Here is a 21,630-nt window from a genome sequence, read left to right on the forward strand (position 1 = left end):
GGCTCCCGTCAGTACTTGAGCAGGTTGGCGTCGTCGACCGACGCCGACCGGCGGGTCCGGTAGATCGACATGATGATCGCGAGGCCCACGACGACCTCGGCGGCAGCGACGACCATGACGAAGAACGCCATGACCTGGCCGTCGACGGTGCCGTTGGCGCGGGCGAAGGTGACCAAGGTCAGGTTCACCGAGTTGAGCATCAGCTCGACGCACATGAAGACGACGATCGCGTTGCGCCGCACGAGCACGCCGACCGCGCCGATGGTGAACAGGATGGCGGCGAGCACCAGGTAGTGCGTCAGGCTCATCGGTCGCGACCCCCCGGGATCTCGCTGGGCGCCGGGTCGAGGGTGCCCAGCGCCGCGTCGGGCGTGCCGAGCTCGGCCCGGCCGGTGGGACGCGGCATCTGCTCGATCTCCTGGGGCTCGATCCCGGTGGCGAAGCTGTCCTCGGCCAGCCGGCCGTCGGGCAGCAGCGCGGGTGCGGCGACGGAGTTGCCGCGGGCGTAGACACCGGGTCCGGGCAGCGTCTGCGGCCGGTCGGTGAGGAAGCGGGCCCGCGAGAGCTCCTTCTGGGTGCGCCGGGTGCCGGCGTCGCGCTCGATGTGGGCCAGCACCATGGCGCCGACGGCGGCGGTGATCAACAGCGCACTGGTCACCTCGAAGGCCAGCAGGTAGCGGGTGAACAGCACCGCGGCGATCGCCTCGATGTTGCTGGTCTCCCCGCCCTGCACGGCCGCCAGGCCGGTGACGGGGAGGTCCTGGGTGGCCCGGGCGACACCGGCGCCGACCAGCCCGGCGAAGCCGAGGCCGAGCACGATCGCGGCCACCCGCTGTCCGCGCAGCGTCTCCACGACCGAGTCCGACGAGTCGCGGCCGACCAGCATGAGCACGAACAGGAACAGGATCATGATCGCGCCGGTGTAGACGATGATCTGCACCGCGCCGAGGAACGGCGCCTCCTGGACGACGTAGAAGACGCCCAGCGCGAGCATCGTGTTGACCAGCCACAGCGCCGAGTGGACGGCGTTGCGCGAGAGCACCATGCCCAGGGCGCCGGCCAGCGCGATGGGGCCGAGCACCCAGAAGACGACGGCCTCGCCGGTGCCGATGACGACGTCGTTCACCGCCCCTCCTCTCTGGCGCTCGTCGGGTCGGTGCCCGGCGTTGCCGTGTCCTGGCGTGACCTCGCGAGCTCGGTCACGGCCGCGCCCCCGGGAGGGGCTGGTCGATCCGCGCCCCTGCGGCGGGATCGACCGGCGGAGCGGGGGTGTCGGCCGCTCGCACGTAGTAGTCCTTCTCGTCGTCGCCCAGCCGCATGGCGTGCGGCGGGGCCTCCATGCCGGGCAGCAGCGGGGCCATGAGCTGTTCCTTGGTGTAGATCAGGTCGGCCCGGTTGTCGTCGGCCAGCTCGAAGTCGTTGCTCATGGTCAGCGAGCGGGTGGGGCAGGCCTCGATGCACAGGCCGCAGAAGATGCAGCGCAGGTAGTTGATCTGGTAGACGCGGCCGTACCGCTCACCGGGCGAGTAGCGCTCGTCCTCGGTGTTGTCGCCGCCCTCGACGTAGATGGCGTCGGCCGGGCAGGCCCACGCGCACAACTCGCACCCGACGCACTTCTCCAGCCCGTCCGGGTGCCGGTTCAGCACGTGCCGCCCGTGGTAGCGCGGCTTGGTCACCTTGGGCACCTCGGGGTACTCCTCGGTGGTCACCTTGCGGAAGATCTGCGCGAAGGTGACCCCGAAGCCCTGCCCCGGCCCGGGCAGCCAACTGGACCGCTTGACCGGCCCGGCGTCGCGGCCACGGCGTTCCAGCTCGCCGCGGGACGCCTGTTCCAGTCCCTTCTGCTCGCCGCTCACCAGCGGCTCGTGCTCAGACATCGACGTCCTCCTGGGTGCCGGCGCCGCTGCGCCGTCCGGTGCCCACCACGGCGCCGTCGGGCGCGACCGCCTCGCGGCTGCGCAGCCGCGGTGACGGCGGGACGGCGAGGTCCATCGGCGGGATGGGGAAGCCGCCCTCGGCGCGGCTGGGACCGGCCGGGCGGCGGCGCGGCCCGGCCGGCGGGAGCACCTCGGCCTCGGGCTCGGTCGGGTGGATGGAGCCCGCGGCCGCCTCGCGGGCGGCCAGGCGGGTGGCCCGGTTGCTGGCCCGGCTGGCGACGAGCAGCACGGCGATGACCAGCAGCGCGATCGGGACGCCGACGAACAGCGCCACCTGGCCGGTGGAGAGGTCGGCCTCGCGGGCGACGGTGCGCATGGTCGCGACGGCGAGGATCCAGACCAGCGCGGTCGGGACCAGCACCTTCCAGCCGAAGCGCATGAACTGGTCGTAGCGCAGTCGGGGCAGCGTGCCGCGCAGCCAGATGAAGACGAACAGCGCGGCGACGACCTTGAGGAAGAACCACAGCAGCGGCCACCAGCCGGAGTTGGCGCCGTCCCAGATGGAGATCGGCCACGGCGCCCGCCAGCCGCCGAGGAACAGCGTCGCGGCCAGAGCCGAGACGGTGACCATGTTGATGTACTCGGCGAGGAAGAACAGCGCGAACTTCAGCGACGAGTACTCGGTGTGGAAGCCGCCGACCAGCTCGCTCTCGGCCTCGGGCAGGTCGAACGGCGCCCGGTTGGTCTCCCCCACCACGGCGATGACGTAGATGACGAACGAGACGGGCAGCAGGACCGCGTACCAGCTGGGCCCGGTGAACTCCAGCCCGAAGAACGAGACCTGGTTGCCGTCCGCCTGCGCGGCCACGATCTCCGAGGTCGACATCGTCCCCGCGTAGAGGAACACCGCGACGATCGACAGGCCCATCGCGATCTCGTAGCTGATCATCTGCGCGGCGCTGCGCAGCGAGCCGAGCAACGGGTAGGTGGAGCCGGAGGCCCACCCGCCCAGCACGATGCCGTAGATGCCCATCGCCGAGCAGGCCAGGACGATCAGCACGCCGATGGGGGCGTCGGTGAGCTGCAGCGGGGTCTGCTGGCCGAAGATGCTCACCACCGGACCCAGCGGGATGACCGAGAAGGCCAGGAACGCCGGGACGGTGGCCAGCACGGGGGCCAGGAAGTAGACCGGCTTGTCCGCGAGCGCCGGCATGATGTCTTCCTTGAACGCCAGCTTCAGCCCGTCGGCGAGGCTCTGCAGGTAGCCGCGGGGGCCGACCCGGTTGGGGCCGATCCGCTGCTGCATGCGCGCGACGACCTTGCGCTCGAAGACGATGGCGAACAGCGTCAGCAGCACCAGGACGACGAAGACGCCGACGATCTTGATGAGGACGATCCACCAGACGTCGGTGCCGAAGTCGGCGAGGGTCGGCTGGTCGGCGGCGGCGGCGACGTTCACTCGGTACCTCCGGCGACGAGGCGGACGACGCCGCCGGGCGGGGTGCCCAGGCGGGTGCGCAGCTCGCTGCCCGGTGAGCGCATCGGCAGCCAGACCACCTGGTCGGGCATCTCGGTCACGAGGACCGGCAGGCTGATCTCCCCCATCGCGCCGCAGACGGTGACCCGGTCGCCGTCTGCCAGGGCCAGCCGGCGGGCGGCGTCCTTGCCCAGGCGGGCGACCGGCGGGCGGGCGGTGCCGGCCAGCTCGGGCTCGTCGCGCTGCAGCGTGCCGACGTCGAGCAGCTGCCGCCAGGAGGCCAGCACCGCCTCGTCGTCGGCGAGCTCCGGGTCGCCGGGCGCGACGACGTCCAGGCCCGTGACCCGCGGGCGCTCGGCGACGACGCCCAGGGCGGCGAGCTCGGCGCGGGCGACCTCAGGGGCGGGCAGCCGCAGGTCGACGTCCATCTCGTCGGCCAGGCCCTGCAGCACGCGGCCGTCGGGCAGCTGCCCGGCGCCGTGCAGCGTCGTGTCGAACGGGCGCAGCCGGCCCTCCCAGTCCAGGTAGGCGCCGGCCTTCTCCGAAGCGGCGGCCACCGGCAGGACGACGTCGGCGTGCTCGGTGACCGCGCTGGGCAGCATCTCGAGGCTGACCACGAAGTCGGCGTCGGCCAGCGCCGCCTCGGCCAGGCGCGGGTCGGGCAGGTCGGCCGGGTCGACGCCGCCGACCAGGAGTCCGCGGAGCTGTCCGTGGGTGAGGGCGGTGAGGATGCCGTTCGTGTCGCGGCCGGGCGTGGGCGGGAGCTCGGCGACGCCCCACGCGGCGGCGACCTGGGCGCGGGCGCCGGGATCGGTGACCGGCCGGCCGCCGGGCAGCAGCGCCGGCAGCGCGCCGGCCTCCACGGCGCCCCGCTCCCCCGCCCGCCGCGGCACCCAGGCCACCCGCGCGCCGGTGGCGCGGGCGAGCGCGACCAGGGCCGAGAACGCACCCGGGGACTCGGCCAGCCGCTCACCGGCCAGCAGCACCGCGCCGGGCCGGCGCAGCGCCTCGACCGCGGGGCCGCCCCAGGTGCCCTCGGCGAGGGCAGCGAGCGAGCGGGCCTCCGTGCCCGGGCGCGTGGCCAGCACGGTGGCCTGCAGCTTCTCCGCGGCGGTGGTCGCGAACGGGGCGAGGTCGTAGACCGCGAGCCGGTTCTTGCGCACAGCCCGGCGCAGCCGCAGGAACAGGATGGGCGACTCCTCCTCCGGCTCGAGACCGGCGAGCAGCACCGCGGGTGCGCTGGTCAGGTCGTCGTAGGTCACCGCCCCGTTGGCCGGGCCGGTACCGGCGACGTGCGCCATGAGGAACGCCAGCTCCTCCGCCGAGTGGGCGCGGGCGCGGGCGTCCACGTCGTTGGTGCCCAGCGCCACCCGGGCGAACTTGGCGTAGGCGTAGGCGTCCTCGACGGTCAGCCTCCCGCCGGGCAGCACCCCGACGCCGCCGGCATCCCGCGCGGCGCGCAGCCCCTCGGCCGCCGCCGCCCACGCCTCCGGCCAGGACGCCGGCTGCAGCACGCCGTCCCGCCGGACCAGCGGCGTGGTGAGCCGGTCGTTGGCGGTGGCGTAGCGGAAGGCCCACCGGCCCTTGTCGCAGTTCCACTCCTCGTTGACCGCCGGGTCCTCCCCCGCCAGCCGGCGCAGCACCTTGCCGCGGCGGTAGTCGGTGCGCTGGGCGCAGCCGGAGGCGCAGTGCTCGCAGACGCTCGGCTCGCTGCGCAGGTCGAACGGGCGGGAGCGGAACCGGTACTGGGCGCTGGTCAGCGCGCCGACCGGGCAGATCTGCGTGGTGTTGCCCGAGAAGTAGGAGGAGAACGGCTCGTCCTCGTAGATCGCCACCTGCTCCAGGGCGCCCCGCTCGAACAGCTCGATGAACGGGTCGCCGGCGACCTGCTGGGAGAACCGCGTGCAGCGGGCGCAGAGCACGCAGCGCTCGCGGTCGAGCAGCACCTCGCTGCTGATCGGCAGCGGCTTGGGGTAGGTGCGCTTGACGTCGACGAACCGGCTCTCGGTGCGGCCGTTGCTCATCGCCTGGTTCTGCAGCGGGCACTCGCCGCCCTTGTCGCAGACCGGGCAGTCCAGCGGGTGGTTGATCAGCAGCAGCTCCATCGTGCCCTGCTGCGCCTTGTCCGCGACGGGGCTGGTGAGCTGTGTCTTCACCACCATCCCGTCGGTGACCGGCATGGTGCAGGAGGCCACCGGCTTGCGCTGGCCCTCCACCTCCACCAGGCACTGCCGGCAGGCGCCGACGGGCTCGAGCAGCGGGTGGTCGCAGAACCGGGGGATCTGCACGCCGATCGTCTCGGCGGCCCGGATGATCAGCGTCCCCTTGGGCACGGCGACGTCGAAGCCGTCGATCGTGCAGTGGACGGCGTCCGGCGGGGTGTGCGGGCCGGGCGCACCCGGGGGCACCGCCGGCGCGGGGGTCGGGTTGGTGAGCGTCACTGGTCCTCCTCGCTGGCGCTCGTCGGGCCAGTGCCGTGGCGTGCGGTGTCCTTGCGTGCCCTCGCGAGCTCGGTCACGAGGCGACTCCGACGGGCTCGAGCCGGAGGCTGCGGCCGAGGCGGGCCTGTTCCTCCGGGGGCAGCAGGGCGACGTAGTCGTCGCGGAAGTACTTCAGCGAGCTGGAGATGCAGCTGGTCGCACCGTCACCGAGGGCGCAGAAGGAGCGGCCCAGGATGTTGTCGCAGGTGTCGGTGAGCAGGTCCAGGTCGGCCGCCGTCCCCTTGCCGTCGACCAGTCGCTGCAGGATCTGGACCAGCCAGTAGGTCCCCTCGCGGCACGGGGTGCACTTGCCGCAGCTCTCGTGGGCGTAGAACTCGGTGAACCGCAGGGTGGCCTCGACGATCGAGTCGGTCTCGTCGAAGACCATGAGCGCGGTGGTGCCGAGCATCGAGCCAGCGGCGGCGACCGAGTCGAAGTCCAGCGGGACGTCGAGGTGCTCGGGGGTGAAGTACGGCGTCGAGGAACCGCCCGGCGTCCAGAACTTCAGTTCGTGCCCGGGGCGGACGCCGCCGGCCATCTCCAGCAGCTCGCGCATCGTCGTCCCCATGGGCGCCTCGTACTGGCCGGGGCGGACGACGCGGCCCGACAGCGAGTAGATCTTCGGCCCGGGCGACTTCTCCGGGCCGAACTCCTTGAACCAGTCGGAGCCGCCGCGGACGACGAACGGCACGCTGGCCAGCGTCTCGACGTTGTTGATCACCGTCGGGGCGCCGTAGAGCCCGGCGACGGCGGGGAACGGCGGCTTCAGGCGCGGCTGGCCGCGGTAGCCCTCGAGCGAGTCGAGCAGCGCGGTCTCCTCGCCGCAGATGTAGGCGCCGGCGCCCGCGTGCACGATCAGCTCGAGGTCGTAGCCCGAGCCCAGGATGTCGGTGCCGAGGTAGCCCGCGTCGTAGGCCTCGCGGACGGCGTTGACCAGCCGGCGGTGGGCGTGCACGGCCTCGCCGCGGACGTAGATGACCGCCAGGTGCGAGCGGATCGCGTAGGAGGCGATGACCACGCCCTCCACCAGGGAGTGCGGGTCGGCCATCATCAGGGGAAGGTCCTTGCAGGTGCCCGGCTCCCCCTCGTCGGCGTTGACCACGAGGTACTTGGGCATCGCGGCCGGCCCGGTGGGCGTCTCCCCCGGCTTGGGCTGGGGGATGAAGCTCCACTTCATGCCGGTCGGGAAGCCGGCGCCGCCGCGGCCGCGCAGCCCGGACTCCTTGACCAGGCCGACCAGCTCGTCAGGGGTCATGGACAGCGCGGTGCGCAGCCCGGTGTAGCCGTCGAGCCGCTCGTAGGTGGCCAGCCGCCAGGACTGCGGCTCGGCCCAGCGGGAGGTCAGCACGGGTGCGAGGGGCATGTCAGGCCTTCCCGTCTGTGGGCGTGGTGCCGGTGGCCGGCTCGGTGGCGGGCGGGGTCTCGGTGCCGGCCCGTTGCCGGCCGCGCGGCTGCCCGTACTCCGCGCCCTCGTCGGGGTGCGCCTGCGCCGCGCCGGCCCGCTCCGCGGGGTTGTCGGCCGCGGCGACGCGGGCGTCGGCGGCCTCGGCCTCCGGGGTCTCGCCGGTGCGGCCGGTGGGCCGTGTCGTCTCGCGCGGCTCGGTCGCGGCCGGCTCGGCCTCCTCGGCCGGCGGGCGCGCGGGCATCGGCGGGGCGGACTCACCGCGCTCGGCGGCCAGGCGCAGCCCGGCCAGCGTCGGGCCGATCGAGCCCTCGGCGTCCACCGCCGCCACGCGGGAGTCCTCGCCGCCGTACTGGTCGAAGCCGGCCAGCTGGCGGGAGACCCCGCGGAAGTCGGTCAGCGGGGCACCTCGGGTGGGGTGCGGCTTCTCCCCGCGGCGCAGCGCAGCGACCAGCGCCCGGGCGCTCTCGACGTCCTGCTGGTCGTAGAACTCGTAGTCGACGGTCACCACCGGCGCGTAGTCGCAGGCGGCGAGGCACTCGGCGTGCTCGAGGGTGACCGAGCCGTCGGCGGCGGTCTCGTCGTGGTGGACGCCGAGGTCGGCGCTCAGCGCGTCGAAGATGCGCTGCCCGCCCAGCACGCTGCACAGCGTGTTGGTGCAGACGCTGACCAGGTGCCGGCCGGTGGGACGACGCTTGTACATCGTGTAGAAGGTCGCGACCGCGCCCACCTCGGCCTTGGTCAGACCCAGCTCGTCGGCGCACAGCGCGACGCCCTCGGGCGAGACGTAGCCCTGGTGGCTCTGGACCAGGTGCAGCATCGGCAGCAGCGCCGAGCGCGGCTGCGGGTAGCGGGCGATGATCTCCCGCGCCTCGAGCCGGACCTGCTCGGTCAGCGGCGGCAGGTCAGCGGCGGCGGGCTCGACCGGGCTGGAGTCCAGCCCGGTGACCGCCGTCCCCTCGGCCGATCCCGGGAGCGCGCTCACGTCGCCTCCTCGCCGGCGCTCGTCGACGCCGCTCGCGGCGCTGCTGTGTTCCTGGCGGAGCTCGCGAGCTCGCTCATCTGTCACACCCGCCCATCACCGGGTCGAGCGAGGCGATGGCCGCGATGACGTCGGCGATCATGCCGCCCTCGCTCATCGCCGCCGTGGCCTGCAGGTTCACGAAGCTGGGGTCGCGCACGTGCACCCGCCACGGTCTGGTGCCGCCGTCGCTGACCACGTGGTAGCCCAGCTCGCCGCGGGGCGACTCGATGGGCACGTAGACCTGACCGGCCGGCACCCGGAAGCCCTCGGTGACCAGCTTGAAGTGGTGGATCAGGGCCTCCATCGACTGCCCCATGATGTGCTTGACGTGCTCGAGGGAGTTGCCCATGCCGTCGGGCCCGAGGGAGAGCTGCGCGGGCCAGGCGATCTTCTTGTCCTCGACCATGACCGGCCCCGGCTCCAACCGGTCCAGCGCCTGCTCGATGATCTTCAGCGACTCGTTCACCTCGGCCATGCGGACCAGGTAGCGCCCCCAGGCGTCGCAGGTGTCGGCGGTCGGCACCTCGAAGTCGTAGGTCTCGTAGCCCAGGTAGGGCTCGACCTTGCGCAGGTCCCACGGCAGCCCGGCGGCGCGCAGCACCGGCCCGGTGATGCCCAGCGCCACGCAGCCGGTCACGTCGAGGTAGCCGGCGTCCTTGAGCCGGGCCTGCCAGATCGGCTGGCCGGTGAGCAGCTTGTGGAAGTCGGCCACCCGGTCCGGCATGACCTGCAGGAACTCGCGGATGTGCTCGACGGCGCCGGGCGGGAGGTCCTGGGCCAGCCCGCCGGGGCGGATGTAGGCGTGGTTCATCCGCAGACCGGTGATCTCCTCGAGCAGGTCGAGGACCAGCTCGCGTTCGCGGAAGCCGTTCGTCATGCCGGTGAGCGCGCCCATCTCCATGCCGAAGGTGGCCAGCGCGACCAGGTGCGAGGCGATCCGGTTGAGCTCCATGACCAGCACCCGGATGGTCCGGGCGCGCGGTGGCGCCTCCACGCCGAGCAGCTTCTCCACGGCGAGGCAGTAGCCGGCCTCGTTGTACAGCGGGGACAGGTAGTCCATCCGCGTCACGAACGTCGTGCCCTGGGTCCAGTTCCGGTACTCGGTGTTCTTCTCGATGCCGGTGTGCAGGTAGCCGATCACCACCCGCGCCTTGGTGACCGTCTCCCCCTCGAGGTCGAGCACCAGCCGCAGGACCCCGTGGGTGGAGGGGTGCTGCGGGCCCATGTTGACGACGAGGCGTTCCTCGCCGTAGGCCTCGGAGCCCAGCGTCTGGTCCCAGTCGCCGCCGGTGACGGTGTAGACGCGGCCCTCGGTGGTCTCCCGGGAGCCGGCGTACGGGTCGGCGGGGTTGTAGGTGGTGCTCATCGGTGGCTCCGGCGCGTGTCGGGACGAGGGTGGGTGGGCGGGATCCCCTGGAGCCCCCGCTGACGCGAGCCCCGGCTCACCGGTAGCTCCGGCGGGTGTCGGGTGGGGGGATCGTGGCGTCGTGGTACTCGACCGGGACCCCGCCGAGCGGGTAGTCCTTGCGCTGGGGGTGGCCGTCCCAGTCGTCGGGCATGAGGATCCGGGTGAGCGCCGGGTGGCCGTCGAAGACGACGCCGAACATGTCCCAGGTCTCCCGCTCCTGCCAGTCCGCCGTCGGGTAGACCGCGGTGACCGAGGGGACGTGCGGGTCCTCCTCCGTGACCGCGACCTCCAACCGGATCCGCCGCCGGTAGGTCATCGAGGTCAGGTGGTAGACGACGTGCAGCCGCGGCCGGTCGGGCGCGGCCGCGGGGCCGCCGCTGTCGAGGTAGTCGACGCCGGAGACGCTGCTGCACAGCTCGAAGCGCAGCGCCTCGTCGTCCCGCAGCGCCTGGACCAGGGTGAGCAGGTGCTCCCGGGCCACGAAGTAGGTGATCTCGCCGCGGTCGACCAGCACCCGCTGCACCGCCGCGTCGTAGGTGGCCTGCCCGACGGCGTCGACGAGCGCGTCGGTGACCTCGTCGAAGTACCCGCCGTAGGGCCGGTCGGTGGAGTGCAGCGCGACCGCGCCGCCGGGCTCGACGCGGACCAGCCCGCCAAAGCCGGAGGTGTCGCCGCTGCCGCTGACCCCGAACGCGCCCTTCCGGAAGCCGCCGCTGGGCGCGGTGGCGCCCCGGGCGGCGTCCTCGCCGCTGCGGTCCCCAGGGCCGGTCACCGTGTCACCTGCTCGACGCCGGCCTCGTTCCGCTCCTCGGTCGCTGGCGCTCCCTGCGGTGCTCGCTCGGCCGTGGTCGTCGCGATCCCGCTCCTGACGTACGGTTCGGGCAGCAGGACGGCGTTGCCGCCGCGCTGCTCGATGGCGAACTGGCCGGTGCGCCGCTCGGCCGCCGCCCGCTCGTAGGCCGCGCGCTTCTCCTTGTCCACGCGCACCGACGAGGGCATCTCGACGTACAGCTCCTTCGCCCGGCCCTCCTGCCGCGCCCGCTCGAGCTCGCGCGCCCGCCTCGGGCCGAGCGGCTCGTTCATGATCTTGTGGTGCAGCTTGAGGATCGCGTCGGTGAGCATCTCCGGACGCGGCGGGCAGCCGGGCAGGTACATGTCGACGGGGACGACGTGGTCGACGCCCTGCACGACCGCGTAGTTGTTGAACATCCCTCCGGAGCTGGCGCACACGCCCATCGCGAGCACCCAGCGCGGCTCGGGCATCTGGTCGTAGATCTGCCGCAGGACCGGCGCCATCTTCTGGCTGACCCGGCCGGCCACGATCATCAGGTCGGCCTGCCGCGGGGAGGCCCGGAAGACCTCCATGCCGAAGCGGGCCAGGTCGTAGCGGCCGGCACCGGTGGCCATCATCTCGATCGCGCAGCAGGCCAGCCCGAAGGTGGCCGGCCACAGCGACGACTTGCGGGTCCAGTTGACCACCTTCTCCACCGTGGTCAGCAGGACGCCGCTCGGCAGCTTCTCCTCGAGTCCCATGGCCGGCTCCTCAGTCCCAGTCCAGGCCGCCGCGTCGCCACACGTAGACGTAGGCGATGAACACGGTGCCGATGAAGACGACCATCTCGACCAACCCGAAGACGCCCAGCGCGTCGTTGGCGACGGCCCACGGGTAGAGGAAGACGATCTCGATGTCGAAGACGATGAAGATCATCGCCGTGAGGTAGTACTTGATCGGGAAACGGCCGCCGGTCAGCGGCTGGTCCACCGGCTCGATGCCGCACTCGTAGGCGGCGAGCTTGGCGCGGTTGTGCCGGCGGGGGCCCACGAACGGGGCGACCGTCACCGAGAACAGCGCGAAGGCCGCGGCCAGCGCGAACAGGCCGACGATCGGGACGTACTGCGAGAGCACCAGCGTCTACCCCTCGTCGCGGGTCGGGTCGGGGACGGTCACGTCAGACCGCCGGAGCGAGTCGGGTCAGGACGGTCACGGCGCGGTCGAACCGGTCGCCGTCCCGGCCGTCGGAGAGGTTGCCCATCAGCCGCAGCGCCCGGGCCACCAGCGCCGGCCGCTTGAGCCCGTGCGCGGTGGCGAAGCGGACCAGGTCCGGCCGGGCCAGCAGCGCGAGGAAGCCCGTGCCCAGCCGGTGGTGCCGCCCGTACTCCTCGCGCAGCCGCTCGGGGTACCGGCGCAGCGCGGCCTCGCGCTCCGGCCCCTCCGGCGCGGACAGGCCCGCGACGGCGGCCTCCGCGGCCATCCGCCCGGTCTCCAGCGCGTAGCTGATGCCCTCGCCGTTGAACGGGTTGACCGTGCCGGCGGCGTCCCCCGCCAGCAGCAGCCCGCGGGTGTAGGCCGGCCCGCGGTGCAGGGCCATCGGCAGGCCGGCGCCGCGCAGCGGGGTGACCGCGTGCTCCTCGCCGAGCTGCCACTCCGGCGGGAGGGTGGCCAGCCACTCGCGCAGCACCGCCCTCGGCTCCGCGCCGGTGCCGCGGCGGGTGTCGAGGAGGCCGAAGCCGACGTTGCTGGTGCCGTCGCCCATGCCGAAGGCCCAGCCGTACCCGGGCATCGAGTCCGCGCTCGGACCGCCGGGCGAGAGGTCGAAGGAGATGTCGAGGTACTCGTCGTCCGTCCGCGGCGAGGAGACGTACCGGCGGACGGCGACGCCGAGCGGCCGGTCCTCCCGCCGCAGCAGGCCCAGGGCCTTGGCCAGCCGGCCGGAGAGGCCCTCGGCGGAGACGACCAGCGGCGCCCGCCAGGTGGCGGGTGTGCGGTCCGGCCCCTCCTCGGCGTGCACCCCGGTGACCCGGCCGGCGTCGTCGAGCAGCGGGCCGGTGACGGTGACCTCCTGCAGCAGCCGGGCGCCCGCCGCGACCGCGTGCGCGGCCAGCCCGGCGTCGAGGTCCCGGCGGCTGCGCACCAGGCTGTGGCCCGGCCAGCGCTCCAGGGCCGGCCAGTCGACCTCGACCACCTGGCCGCCGCCGGTGACGCGCAGCCCCTTGTGGCGGACCCAGCCGGCGGTGTCGACGCCCATGTCGTCGAGCGCCTTGACGCCGCGGGGGGTCAGCCCGTCGCCGCACACCTTCTCGCGGGGCAGCCGGGACTTCTCCAGGACGGCGACGTCGAGGCCGGCGCGGGCCAGGTGCCACGCCGCCGAGGACCCCGCGGGACCGGCGCCGACGACGACCACGTCGGCCCGCCGGTCGGCGTCGTCCACCTCGTCCCCCTCCGTTCGAGTTCTCCGGCCACTTTGTGAATTGCTTCACAAGGTGGCCCGGTCCCCACTCTAAGCCGGGGTGTGAGCTTGGTGACAAGTGGGCACCTGGGATTGCTACGTCACAGTTCCGTCTCGTCCCACCCGCCCCAGGCGGGAGCGCTCAGACGAGCGGCTTGCGGCCGCGGTGCAGCGCCACGATGCCGCCGGTGAGGTCGCGCCAGGCGACGTCGGTCCAGCCGGCGGACTGCAGTCGCGCGGCGAGTGCGGGCTGGTCCGGCCAGGCCCGGATCGACTCGGCCAGGTAGACGTAGGCCTCGGGGTTGCTGCTCACCGCGCGGGCGATGCGCGGCAGCGCGCGCATCAGGTACTCGGTGTAGACGGTGCGGAACGGCGCCCAGGTGGGGCTGGAGAACTCGCAGACCACCAGCGTCCCGCCGGGGCGGGTGACCCGGGCGAACTCGCGCAGCGCGGCGTCCGGGTCGGCGACGTTGCGCAGGCCGAAGGAGATGACCACGCCGTCGACGCTCCCGTCGGCCAGCGGCAGCGCCATGGCGTCGCTGGCCACCTTGGGCACCGGGCGGGCCGCGCCTGCCCGCAGCATGCCCTGGGAGAAGTCGCAGGCGATGGCCCGCACACCACCGGCGGCCAGCTCCACCGTCGACACCGCCGTCCCGGCGGCGACGTCGAGAACGGTCTGCCCCGGACGGGCGCCCAGGGCCTCGCGGGTGGCCCGACGCCAGGACGCGTCGAGACCACCGGAGAGCACCGTGTTCGTGAGGTCGTAGCGCTCGGCGACCCGGTCGAACATGGCCGCGACCTCGGCCGGCTGCTTGTCCAGACCGGCCCGGAGTGGAAGGGCCCCCTTCTCCCCACCCCCCGCTGGCTCGGCGCGGGTCCCGGAAGGGGGCCCGTGTGCGCTGTCTCGCCGGTCTCCCACGACCGCGACGCTACCGGGCTGCCTACTCTGGGCTGGTGAGCGTGGCGGCCCTGACCACTCCGGACGCGGTCACGCCTGTCGTCACCACGATCCCCCTGCTCGAGACCCCCGCCCTGCTCGACCTCCTGCCGACCGCCGGCGCGGTGTCCTGGGTGCGCCGTGGTGAGGGCCTGGTCGGCTGGGGCGAGGCCGCCCGGCTGGAGGTCACCGGCCCGCGGGCCCTCGCCGAGGCGGCCGAGTGGTGGGAGACCCTCAGCGCCGGCCTCGACGTCGACGACCGGGCCGGGGTCCCCGGCTCCGGGCCCGTCGTGTTCGCCAGCATCGCCTTCGACCCGGCCGCCGGGACGTCGGTGTTCGTCGTCCCCGAGGTCGTCGTCGGCCGACGGGACGGCGCCGCCTGGGTGACCACCACCGGGGACGCCGACCCCGCCGACGTGCTGGCCGCCGCGCCCGCGGCCGCGCGAGCTCCACTGGGCCGGCTGCGCTACGCCGACGGCGCGCTCGACCCGGCCTCGTGGTGCGCCACCGTGGCCGCGGCCGTGGACCGCATCGGCGCCGGCGAGCTGGCCAAGGTGGTGCTGGCGCGCGACCTGCTGGTCACCGCCGACGCGCCGCTGGACGCCCGCGCGCTGCTCGCCCGGCTGGCCGCCCGCTTCCCCGACTGCTGGACCTTCGCCGTCGACGGCCTGCTCGGGGCGACGCCGGAGCTGCTGCTGCGCCGGAGCGGCCGCGAGCTGTCCTCCCGCGTGCTGGCCGGCACCGCACCGCGCGGCGCGGGCGCCGACGACGAGCGCCTGGCCGCGGGCCTGCTCGCCTCGACCAAGGACCGCGCCGAGCACGCGCTGGCCGTCGAGTCGCTGGTCCGGGCGCTGGAGCCGTACTGCACGACGCTCACCGCGCCGGAGGAGCCGGAGCTGCTGACGCTGGCCAACGTGCGCCACCTGGCCACCGACGTCACCGGCGTCCAGCGCCGCGGCGGGGCCCGCGGCCGCGCCGGGCTGCTCGAGCTGATCGGGGCGGTGCACCCGACGGCCGCCGTCTGCGGCACCCCGACCGACGCCGCCGCCGCGCTGATCGGCGAGCTGGAGGGCATGGACCGCGGCCGTTACGCCGGTCCGGTGGGCTGGGTCGACGCCCGAGGCGACGGCGAGTTCGGCCTGGCGCTCCGGTGCGCCGAGCTCTCCGGCGAGGACCCCGCCTCCGCGCGGCTGTTCGCGGGCTGCGGCATCGTCGCTGGCTCCGACCCGGCCGCGGAGCTGGCCGAGACGCAGGCGAAGTTCGCCGCCTTCCAGGCCGCGCTGGAGAGCTGACCGGCACGGGGGTCGCACGCGGCCGGCCGCCCGCCCGGGCCGCGATGCGGCCGTGGACGCCTGACCCCGCTGTCCGCGCCCGGCGTACCGGGCCTGGCGTACCGGGCCTGGCGTACCGGGCGGATCACGGCTGAGGCGTGATCAGGCCTCGCCGAGCGCGTCCGCGGCCGCCGACCGCAGCGCCGCGGCCAGCTCGGCCTCGGCGCGCTGGCCGGTGCCGACGACGACCACCCGCGGCCCGCCGGCGGCGACGGCGTCCCGCAGCCCGGCCGACGACGACACCCGCTCCGCCGGCCAGCCCAGCGACTCGGCCACGGCGACCAGGTCGCGGCCGTGGGGCGTGCCGAACACCCGCCGGTAGCCGGCCTCGTACCGCGGCTGCCCGGGCTCGAGCTGGGCGAAGATCCCGCCGCCGTCGTTGTCCGGGACGACGAGGGTGAGGTCGGGCAGGGGCTCCCCCTCGCCGACGAGCAGGCCCTGCAGGTCGTGCAGGAAGGTGAGGTCGCCGAGCAGGGCGAACCCCCGGCGGATCCCGCGGGGATCACCGGGGACGTCGTCGCGCGAGTGCACGCGTGCCGCGCCGACCGCGGTGGAGACCGTCCCGTCGATGCCGGCGACCCCCCGGTTGGCCACCACCGTGAGCCCCGCCCGCGGTACGGCGAGCCGGTCGACGTCCCGGACCGGCGTCGACGAGCCGAGCACGAGCAGCGCCCCGTCCGGCAGGGCGGCGACGAGGTCGCGGGCGAGCACCCCGGCGGTCAGCCCCGGCAGCGCGTCGAGCACGCCGTCGACCGCCGTCCCCACCCGGTCGGCTGCGGCGCACCACGCCTGGCGCCAGGCCGGGTCGGCCGGCACGCCGGGCGACGGCAGCGCGCCCACCCACGTCGTCGAGCGGCCGGCGTCGGGCCAGCGCGGGGTGGCGGACACGGTCTCCACCCGGACCGCAGGGTCGGCCAGCAGCGCCGACACCGGCCGGGACAGCGTCGGCCGGCCCACGACCAGCACCCGGTCCGGCCGGTGCGCGGCCAGCCAGGCGGGCACACCGAGCAGCAGGGCACCGCCGCGCACGGACCCGGTCCACGCCCCGCTGGACGGCTCGGCGACCACCGGCCAGCCCTGGGTCGCGGCCAGTTGGGCGGCCGCCCGGCCCAGCGCCGGCGGGGCGTCACCGACGACGACCAGCGTGCGGGCGGGCCCGGTGTCGCTGGGCCCCACGACGGGCGCGACCGAGCCGTCGGTCCACGGGGCCCCGTCCGGCCGGCCGCCCCACGGGCCGACCGTCCGCACGTCGGCGTCCTCGGGCAGCAGCGGCTCGCGGAACGGCAGGTTGAGCTGCACCGGGCCCGGGTCGCCGGAGAGCGCGCCGCGGGCCGCCAGCAGCGCCTTGGCCACGAGCGATCGCCAGTAGCGGTTCTGCGCCTCCTCCCGGCCGGCCTCGGGCACGCCGACGTCGACCGCCGCCCGCACCGCCCCGCCGTAGAGCCCGGGCTGGGCGATGGTCTGGTTGGCGCCGGTGTCGCGCAGCTCCGGCGGCCGGTCGGCGGTCAGCGCCAGCAGCGGCACCCCGGCGGCGTCGGCCTCGAGCACGGCGGCGTGCAGGTGCGCCGTCGCCGTCCCGGAGGTCGTCAGCACCGGCACCGGCCGCCCGGATCCCTTCGCCAGGCCGAGGGCGAGGAAGGCCGCCGTCCGCTCGTCGATGCGCACGTGCAGGATCAGCCGGCCGTCCCGCTCGGCGTCGGCCAGCGCCAGCGCGACGGGCGCCGAGCGGGAGCCGGGCGCCACCACGGCATCGGTGACCCCGCCGCGGACCAGTTCGTCGACGAGCACCCGGGCGAGGGCGGTGGAGGGGTTCACCCGCGCACCGCGTCCAGCCGGGCCCGCCACCGCGCCTCGACCTGCGGGGCCGCGGCGACGTCGGTGAGGCGGTCGGGCGTCACGGGTCGCACCGGCAGCACGCCGTCCACCGGCAGCAGGGGGGAGCTCGTGACGTCGTCCCCCAGCAGCGCGACGGTGGCCAGCCCGCAGGCGAACGGCAGCTCGGGCAGCGCGGCCGCCAGCGCCACCCCGGCGGCGATGCCGACCGACGACTCCAGCGCCGAGGACACCACGCACGGCAGGCCGTGCGCCTCCGCGACCTCGAGCGCCGCCCGGACGCCGCCGAGCGGCTGCACCTTGAGGACGACGACGTCGCACGTCCCGCGCAGGTCCACGCGCACCGGGTCGGCCGAGCGGCGGACGACCTCGTCGGCGGCGATCCGGACGTCGATCCGCCGGCGCAGCGCCGCCAGCTCCTCGAGCGACGCGCACGGCTGCTCGACGTACTCCAGGCCCACCCGGTCGAGCTCACGGATGCGGGCGACGGCGGTGTCGACGTCCCAGGCGGCGTTCGCGTCGACCCGGATCGCGCCGTCCGGGCCGAGGGCGTCGCGCACCGCCTCGACGCGGGCGACGTCGTCGCCCGCGGTCTGGCCCGGCTCGGCGACCTTCACCTTCGCCGTGCGGCAGCCCGAGGCGGTCACGATCGCGTGCGCCCGCTCGGGGCCGACGGCCGGCACGGTGACGTTCACCGGCACGGCGTCGCGCACGGGTGGCGGCCAGCCGTCGCACGCGGCCTCGACAGCCGCGGCCCACCAACGGCGGCTCCCGGCGACGTCGTAGTCCCAGAACGGGGAGAACTCGCCCCAGCCGGCAGGCCCACGTACCAGCACGCCGTCGCGGACGTCGATGCCGCGGAACCGCGTCCGCATCGGCACCGACCAGACCCGCGCCCCGTCGGTGTCGATCACGGCAGCAAGCGTAGTTCGGCCCTCCTGCAGGGTCCCGCCGCGAGCCTGCGAGCGGTGGGGGGCAGGAGGGTCCCTACTCTCGGACCTCGTGCCCAGGCACCTGACCCCCGTGCCGGCGCCGGCCGATCCGCTCGCGCTCCTGCCGCAGGTGCGCGCCGCCCTGGACGGCACGGCGCCGCTCGCGGTGCTGCCCGCGGGCCCGCCGGCCTCCGTCGAGGCGGCTCGGGCGGTGCTGCGGCCCGAGCAGCCGCTGGAGGACGGCGCGGACCTCGTCGTCGTCACCTCCGGCTCGACCGGCGGCGGACGCGGTGTGCTGCTGCCGGCGGGTGCGGTGCTCGCCTCGGCCGAGGCCACGCTGCGCCGGATCGGCGGTCCCGGCGCCTGGCTGCTCGCGCTGCCCGTGTCGGCCGTCGCCGGCCTGCAGGTGCTGTGCCGCTCGGTCCTCGCCGGCACCGACCCGACCGTGCCGGCCCCCGGGGAGCCGCTGGCCGCCGCCGTCGCCCGCATGCCGGCCGGCCGGCGCTACACCTCGATGGTGCCCACCCAGCTGCGCCGCCACCTCGACGAGGAGCCCGCGGCGCTGCGCGCCTTCGACGCGGTGCTGGTCGGCGGCGCGGCCACCGACCCGGGCCTGCTGGCCCGCGCCCGCGAGGAGCGCGTCGCCGTCGTGACCACGTACGGGATGACCGAGACCGCCGGCGGCTGCGTGTACGACGGCGAGCCCCTGGACGGGGTCCGCGTGCGGGTCGGCGATGGCGGGGACGCCGCAGGAGCCGGCGGTACGGGCATCGAGCTCGGCGGGCCGGTGCTGGCACTCGGCTACCGGCTCGACCCCGAGGGCACCGCCGCCGCCTTCGCCCTCGACACCGCCGGCACGACCTGGTTCCGCACCCGCGACGCCGGCGCGCTCGACGACGCCGGCAGGCTGACCGTGCTCGGGCGGCTGGACGACGTCGTGGTCACCGGCGGGGTCAACGTCGCCCCGCAGGCGGTGGAGGGCGTGCTGCGCCAGCACCCGGACGTCGCCGACGCCGTCGTCTTCGGCCGGCCGGACGACGAGTGGGGCCAGCGCGTGGTCGCCGCCGTCGTCCCGGCCCCCGGGGCGGCGCCGGACCTCGCCGCGCTGCGCCCGTGGGTGGCCGAGCGGCTGGGCGGTCCCGCCGCGCCGCGTGAGCTGCACCGCATCGACGCCGTCCCGACCCTGCACACCGGCAAGCCCGACCGCCGCGGCGTTGCTGCCCGGCTCACCGCCGCAGCGGTCGTCGACGGGAGGCTCTAGACCGTGGCCACCCCCGCCCAGTGGCTGGCCGGCGCCCGCCCCCGCACGCTGCCCGCCGCCCTCGCCCCCGTGCTGGTGGGCACCGGCGCCGCAGCGGCCCTCGACGGCTTCCGGCCGGTCCCGGCGCTGCTGGCCCTGCTGGTCGCCCTCGCACTGCAGGTGGCGGTCAACTACGCCAACGACTACTCCGACGGCACCCGGGGCACCGACGCGGTCCGCGTCGGGCCGGTGCGGCTGGTCGGCTCGGGTGCGGCGACCCCGCGGCAGGTGCTGGTCGCCGCGCTGGCCTCCTTCGCCGTCGCCGGTCTGGCCGGGCTGGTGCTGGCCGCGCTGTCGAGCTGGTGGCTGGTCGCGGTCGGCGCGGTCTGCATCGCCGCGGCCTGGACCTACACCGGCGGCCCGCTCCCCTACGGCTACCGCGCCCTGGGCGAGGTCTTCGTCTTCGTCTTCTTCGGCCTGGTCGCCGTCGTGGGGACGACGTTCGTGCAGACCGGGTCGGTCGACGGGCTGGCCGTCGCGGCCGCGGTGCCGATCGGTCTGCTGTCGGTGGCGCTGCTGGTCGTGAACAACCTGCGCGACATCGAGGGCGACGCCGCCGTCGGCAAGCGCACGCTGGCCGTGCTGCTCGGCGACCGCGGCACCCGGGTCGCCTTCGCGCTGCTGCCCGCGGTGGCCTTCGCCGTGGTCGTCGCGATCGGGGTGACCCGGCCCTGGGCCCTGCTCGCGCTGCTCGCCGCCCCGCTGGCCGTGCCGCCGGTGCGCACCGTGCTCTCCGGCGGTCGCGGACCGGCGCTGATCACCGCGCTGCAGGGCACCGGCCTGCTCACCCTGGTGACCGGCGTGCTGCTCGGCGCCGGCCTCGCGCTCAGCTGAAGAAGGACCCCGTCCTCCTCACCGCTCGCAAGCTCGCGGCGAGCCTCTGGACGGGGCCAGCCCGCGAGGGTCCGTCAACCGTCGCCGGTGAGGCGAGCCTCCCGCGCGGCCCTGGCCTGCTGACGGGCGACGCTGCGCGCGGCCAGGCCCTCGGTGAGCCGCTCGCGGGACGGCCGCAGCAGCAGGTACGAGACCGGCATCGACAGCAGCAGCCCGAACAGCGCGCCGGACCAGAAGTCCAGGCCCAGCCACCACAGCAGCAGCACCAGCGCGGCGGCGATGGCGAACCGCCCCACGGTGTAGATCAGGAGCCAGGGCGCGATCCTCGGTGGCGCCGCCGGCCCCCCGGTCGGCGCGCCCGGCACCGCCGGCTCAGCCCTCTCCGCCATGGCGGCCCTCCCACTTGGTGCTCAACACGACCGTCGTCCGCGTGCGGGCGACGCCTCTGATCCGGTTCAACGCGTCGATGGTGGCCTCGAGTGCCGGGATGTCGGTCACGCGCACCTTGAGCACGTAGCCCTCGCTTCCGGCCACCCGCCAGCAGTCCTCCACCTCGGGCAGCGCGGCCAGTCCCGCCTCCACGCCGGTGTCGTCGACCGCGTCGCTCTCGATGACGCTCACCAGAGCGGTGACCCCCAGCCCGACCGACGCCGGGTCGACCACCGCCCGGTAGCCGGTGATGACCCCGGCGGCCTCCAGCTTGCCGACCCGCTCGTGCACCGCAGGCGAGGAGAGGCCGACCCGCCGGGCCAGCTCGGCGTAGCTCGCGCGCCCGTTGGCACGCAGCAGGTCGATCAGCTGCCGGTCGACGGCGTCGATGGCGGTTCTCCTCCCGGGGGTGCACGCTGGGTGTGCGCTCGAGTATCGCCCGCGCACGTACTGTGGAGGGGACTCGAGCTCGATCGGCGAGGGGGTGGGCCGCCATGGCCTTCGTGGTGGTGCTGGTGGTGGCGGTGGCCGTCGTGGTCCTGGTGCTGCGGGCGGCGGAGAGGGGCGGCGCCGGCGGGGTGCGCGCCCCGAGGCCGCCTCGGCCGCAGCGCGCCGTCCGCCCGGTGGCGCCCGACGACGACCCGGAGTTCCTGCGCGAGCTGGAGCGCCGCACGCGGCGCGACGACGGCTCCCCCGCCTAGCGGTACGGACCCCTCCCGGCGCTGCGCGCGCCGGATGGCCCCTCTCCAGGGTCCCCCAGCCCTCCCCTGTCGTGCCCTGGGCTCGCGAAGGGCTCGGGGACGGGATCCTTCCACGAGGCATGGGGGAGGGTGGTCCTTCTTCAGGCGGCGCGGAAGAGACGCCGCCACCCGCGGCGCTCCCGCTGCGGCGGCGCGGCGGGAGCGACCTCGTCGGTCATCCCACCGGGCCAGCCCAGGCCCTCGTGCGTGGTCGACGTCCCCGGCCAGCCGAGGCCGCCCTCGGTGCCCTCGGCGCGCGGGTCGCCGTGCCGGCCGGCCGGCGCGTCCGCCGCCCGCTGCGCGAGCGCGGCGGCGACCACGGGGTCCACCGCGGCGCCTTCCAGAGCCGAGTGCCTACCCACGGGGAGCTCCCCTCCGGCGCGACATGGGGGCATGGAA

General features: G+C 75.2%; 22 protein-coding genes. 4 read left to right on the forward strand and 18 right to left on the reverse strand.

From position 1 onward, the window contains the following. Positions 1-8: 8 nt before the first annotated feature. The 13 genes from nuoK to ACWIX3_RS01425 all read right to left on the reverse strand — a co-directional run bounded on the left by nuoK (position 9) and on the right by ACWIX3_RS01425 (position 13,814). On the reverse strand, positions 9-308 hold the full coding sequence (gene nuoK / locus ACWIX3_RS01365) for an NADH-quinone oxidoreductase subunit NuoK (RefSeq protein ID WP_100500616.1): 300 nt from the start codon (positions 306-308) through the stop codon (positions 9-11). After that, the gene (locus ACWIX3_RS01370) at positions 305-1,126 is read right to left on the reverse strand and encodes an NADH-quinone oxidoreductase subunit J (protein ID WP_448610292.1); all 822 of its coding nucleotides are present in this window, start codon (positions 1,124-1,126) and stop codon (positions 305-307) included. The genes nuoK and ACWIX3_RS01370 overlap by 4 nt, the downstream gene beginning before the upstream one ends. Before the next feature lie 73 nt (positions 1,127-1,199). After that, positions 1,200-1,877: an NADH-quinone oxidoreductase subunit NuoI gene (gene nuoI, locus ACWIX3_RS01375; RefSeq protein WP_448610293.1), complete on the reverse strand. Its 678-nt coding sequence runs from the start codon at positions 1,875-1,877 to the stop codon at positions 1,200-1,202. Continuing rightward, the gene (gene nuoH / locus ACWIX3_RS01380; protein ID WP_448610294.1) at positions 1,870-3,336 is read right to left on the reverse strand and encodes an NADH-quinone oxidoreductase subunit NuoH; all 1,467 of its coding nucleotides are present in this window, start codon (positions 3,334-3,336) and stop codon (positions 1,870-1,872) included. Before nuoH ends, nuoI begins: the two co-directional genes overlap by 8 nt. Further along, positions 3,333-5,795: an NADH-quinone oxidoreductase subunit G gene (locus ACWIX3_RS01385; protein ID WP_448610295.1), complete on the reverse strand. Its 2,463-nt coding sequence runs from the start codon at positions 5,793-5,795 to the stop codon at positions 3,333-3,335. The genes nuoH and ACWIX3_RS01385 overlap by 4 nt, the downstream gene beginning before the upstream one ends. A 73-nt stretch (positions 5,796-5,868) precedes the next feature. Beyond that, the gene (gene nuoF / locus ACWIX3_RS01390) at positions 5,869-7,197 is read right to left on the reverse strand and encodes an NADH-quinone oxidoreductase subunit NuoF (protein ID WP_448610296.1); all 1,329 of its coding nucleotides are present in this window, start codon (positions 7,195-7,197) and stop codon (positions 5,869-5,871) included. A gap of 1 nt (position 7,198) precedes the next feature. Then, complete coding sequence (gene nuoE / locus ACWIX3_RS01395) at positions 7,199-8,221, reverse strand: NADH-quinone oxidoreductase subunit NuoE (RefSeq protein WP_448610297.1); 1,023 nt, start codon at positions 8,219-8,221, stop codon at positions 7,199-7,201. Between the two features lie 73 nt (positions 8,222-8,294). After that, complete coding sequence (locus tag ACWIX3_RS01400; protein ID WP_448610298.1) at positions 8,295-9,626, reverse strand: NADH-quinone oxidoreductase subunit D; 1,332 nt, start codon at positions 9,624-9,626, stop codon at positions 8,295-8,297. Between the two features lie 76 nt (positions 9,627-9,702). After that, positions 9,703-10,440, reverse strand: coding sequence for an NADH-quinone oxidoreductase subunit C (locus tag ACWIX3_RS01405; protein ID WP_448610299.1), 738 nt, complete (start codon positions 10,438-10,440; stop codon positions 9,703-9,705). Then, on the reverse strand, positions 10,437-11,201 hold the full coding sequence (locus ACWIX3_RS01410; RefSeq protein WP_448610300.1) for a NuoB/complex I 20 kDa subunit family protein: 765 nt from the start codon (positions 11,199-11,201) through the stop codon (positions 10,437-10,439). The genes ACWIX3_RS01405 and ACWIX3_RS01410 overlap by 4 nt, the downstream gene beginning before the upstream one ends. A 10-nt stretch (positions 11,202-11,211) precedes the next feature. Continuing rightward, entirely contained in the window at positions 11,212-11,574 is a 363-nt protein-coding gene (locus ACWIX3_RS01415; RefSeq protein ID WP_217635944.1) for an NADH-quinone oxidoreductase subunit A, read from the reverse strand. A 43-nt stretch (positions 11,575-11,617) separates the two neighbouring features. Continuing rightward, on the reverse strand, positions 11,618-12,877 hold the full coding sequence (locus tag ACWIX3_RS01420; protein WP_448610301.1) for a geranylgeranyl reductase family protein: 1,260 nt from the start codon (positions 12,875-12,877) through the stop codon (positions 11,618-11,620). A 160-nt stretch (positions 12,878-13,037) separates the two neighbouring features. After that, positions 13,038-13,814 carry a demethylmenaquinone methyltransferase gene (locus tag ACWIX3_RS01425; RefSeq protein ID WP_448610302.1) on the reverse strand — a complete coding sequence of 259 codons (777 nt, stop codon included), beginning with the start codon at positions 13,812-13,814 and terminating at the stop codon, positions 13,038-13,040. 35 nt (positions 13,815-13,849) lie between these two features. Between ACWIX3_RS01425 and ACWIX3_RS01430 the strand changes: the two genes are divergently transcribed. After that, positions 13,850-15,124 (forward strand): isochorismate synthase, encoded by a 1,275-nt coding sequence (locus ACWIX3_RS01430; protein WP_448610303.1) that lies wholly within the window; start codon positions 13,850-13,852, stop codon positions 15,122-15,124. Positions 15,125-15,265: 141 nt separating this feature from the next. Here the strand turns inward: ACWIX3_RS01430 and menD are convergent, their stop codons facing one another. Both menD and ACWIX3_RS01440 read right to left on the reverse strand, forming a co-directional pair. After that, entirely contained in the window at positions 15,266-16,978 is a 1,713-nt protein-coding gene (menD, locus tag ACWIX3_RS01435; RefSeq protein ID WP_448610304.1) for a 2-succinyl-5-enolpyruvyl-6-hydroxy-3-cyclohexene-1-carboxylic-acid synthase, read from the reverse strand. After that, entirely contained in the window at positions 16,975-17,910 is a 936-nt protein-coding gene (locus ACWIX3_RS01440) for an o-succinylbenzoate synthase (RefSeq protein ID WP_448610305.1), read from the reverse strand. Before ACWIX3_RS01440 ends, menD begins: the two co-directional genes overlap by 4 nt. A gap of 88 nt (positions 17,911-17,998) precedes the next feature. Here ACWIX3_RS01440 and menE point away from each other — a divergent pair, with 88 nt between their 5' ends. Both menE and ACWIX3_RS01450 read left to right on the forward strand, forming a co-directional pair. Then, positions 17,999-19,189, forward strand: a complete 1,191-nt coding sequence (gene menE / locus ACWIX3_RS01445; protein WP_448610306.1) for an o-succinylbenzoate--CoA ligase — start codon at positions 17,999-18,001, stop codon at positions 19,187-19,189. A 3-nt stretch (positions 19,190-19,192) separates the two neighbouring features. Then, positions 19,193-20,062 (forward strand): 1,4-dihydroxy-2-naphthoate polyprenyltransferase, encoded by an 870-nt coding sequence (locus ACWIX3_RS01450; protein WP_448610307.1) that lies wholly within the window; start codon positions 19,193-19,195, stop codon positions 20,060-20,062. 74 nt (positions 20,063-20,136) lie between these two features. Here the strand turns inward: ACWIX3_RS01450 and ACWIX3_RS01455 are convergent, their stop codons facing one another. Both ACWIX3_RS01455 and ACWIX3_RS01460 read right to left on the reverse strand, forming a co-directional pair. Then, a complete protein-coding gene (locus ACWIX3_RS01455; protein ID WP_448610308.1) occupies positions 20,137-20,451 on the reverse strand; it encodes a DUF4229 domain-containing protein in 315 nt (104 codons plus the stop codon). After that, positions 20,435-20,938 (reverse strand): Lrp/AsnC family transcriptional regulator, encoded by a 504-nt coding sequence (locus ACWIX3_RS01460; RefSeq protein WP_448610309.1) that lies wholly within the window; start codon positions 20,936-20,938, stop codon positions 20,435-20,437. Before ACWIX3_RS01460 ends, ACWIX3_RS01455 begins: the two co-directional genes overlap by 17 nt. Positions 20,939-20,985: 47 nt before the next feature. Here ACWIX3_RS01460 and ACWIX3_RS01465 point away from each other — a divergent pair, with 47 nt between their 5' ends. Continuing rightward, positions 20,986-21,192: a hypothetical protein gene (locus tag ACWIX3_RS01465; RefSeq protein WP_448610310.1), complete on the forward strand. Its 207-nt coding sequence runs from the start codon at positions 20,986-20,988 to the stop codon at positions 21,190-21,192. Between the two features lie 140 nt (positions 21,193-21,332). Here the strand turns inward: ACWIX3_RS01465 and ACWIX3_RS01470 are convergent, their stop codons facing one another. Continuing rightward, on the reverse strand, positions 21,333-21,593 hold the full coding sequence (locus tag ACWIX3_RS01470) for a hypothetical protein (RefSeq protein WP_448610311.1): 261 nt from the start codon (positions 21,591-21,593) through the stop codon (positions 21,333-21,335). Between the last annotated feature and the right edge of the window lie 37 nt (positions 21,594-21,630).

This window comes from Geodermatophilus sp. URMC 60 (assembly GCF_053502585.1).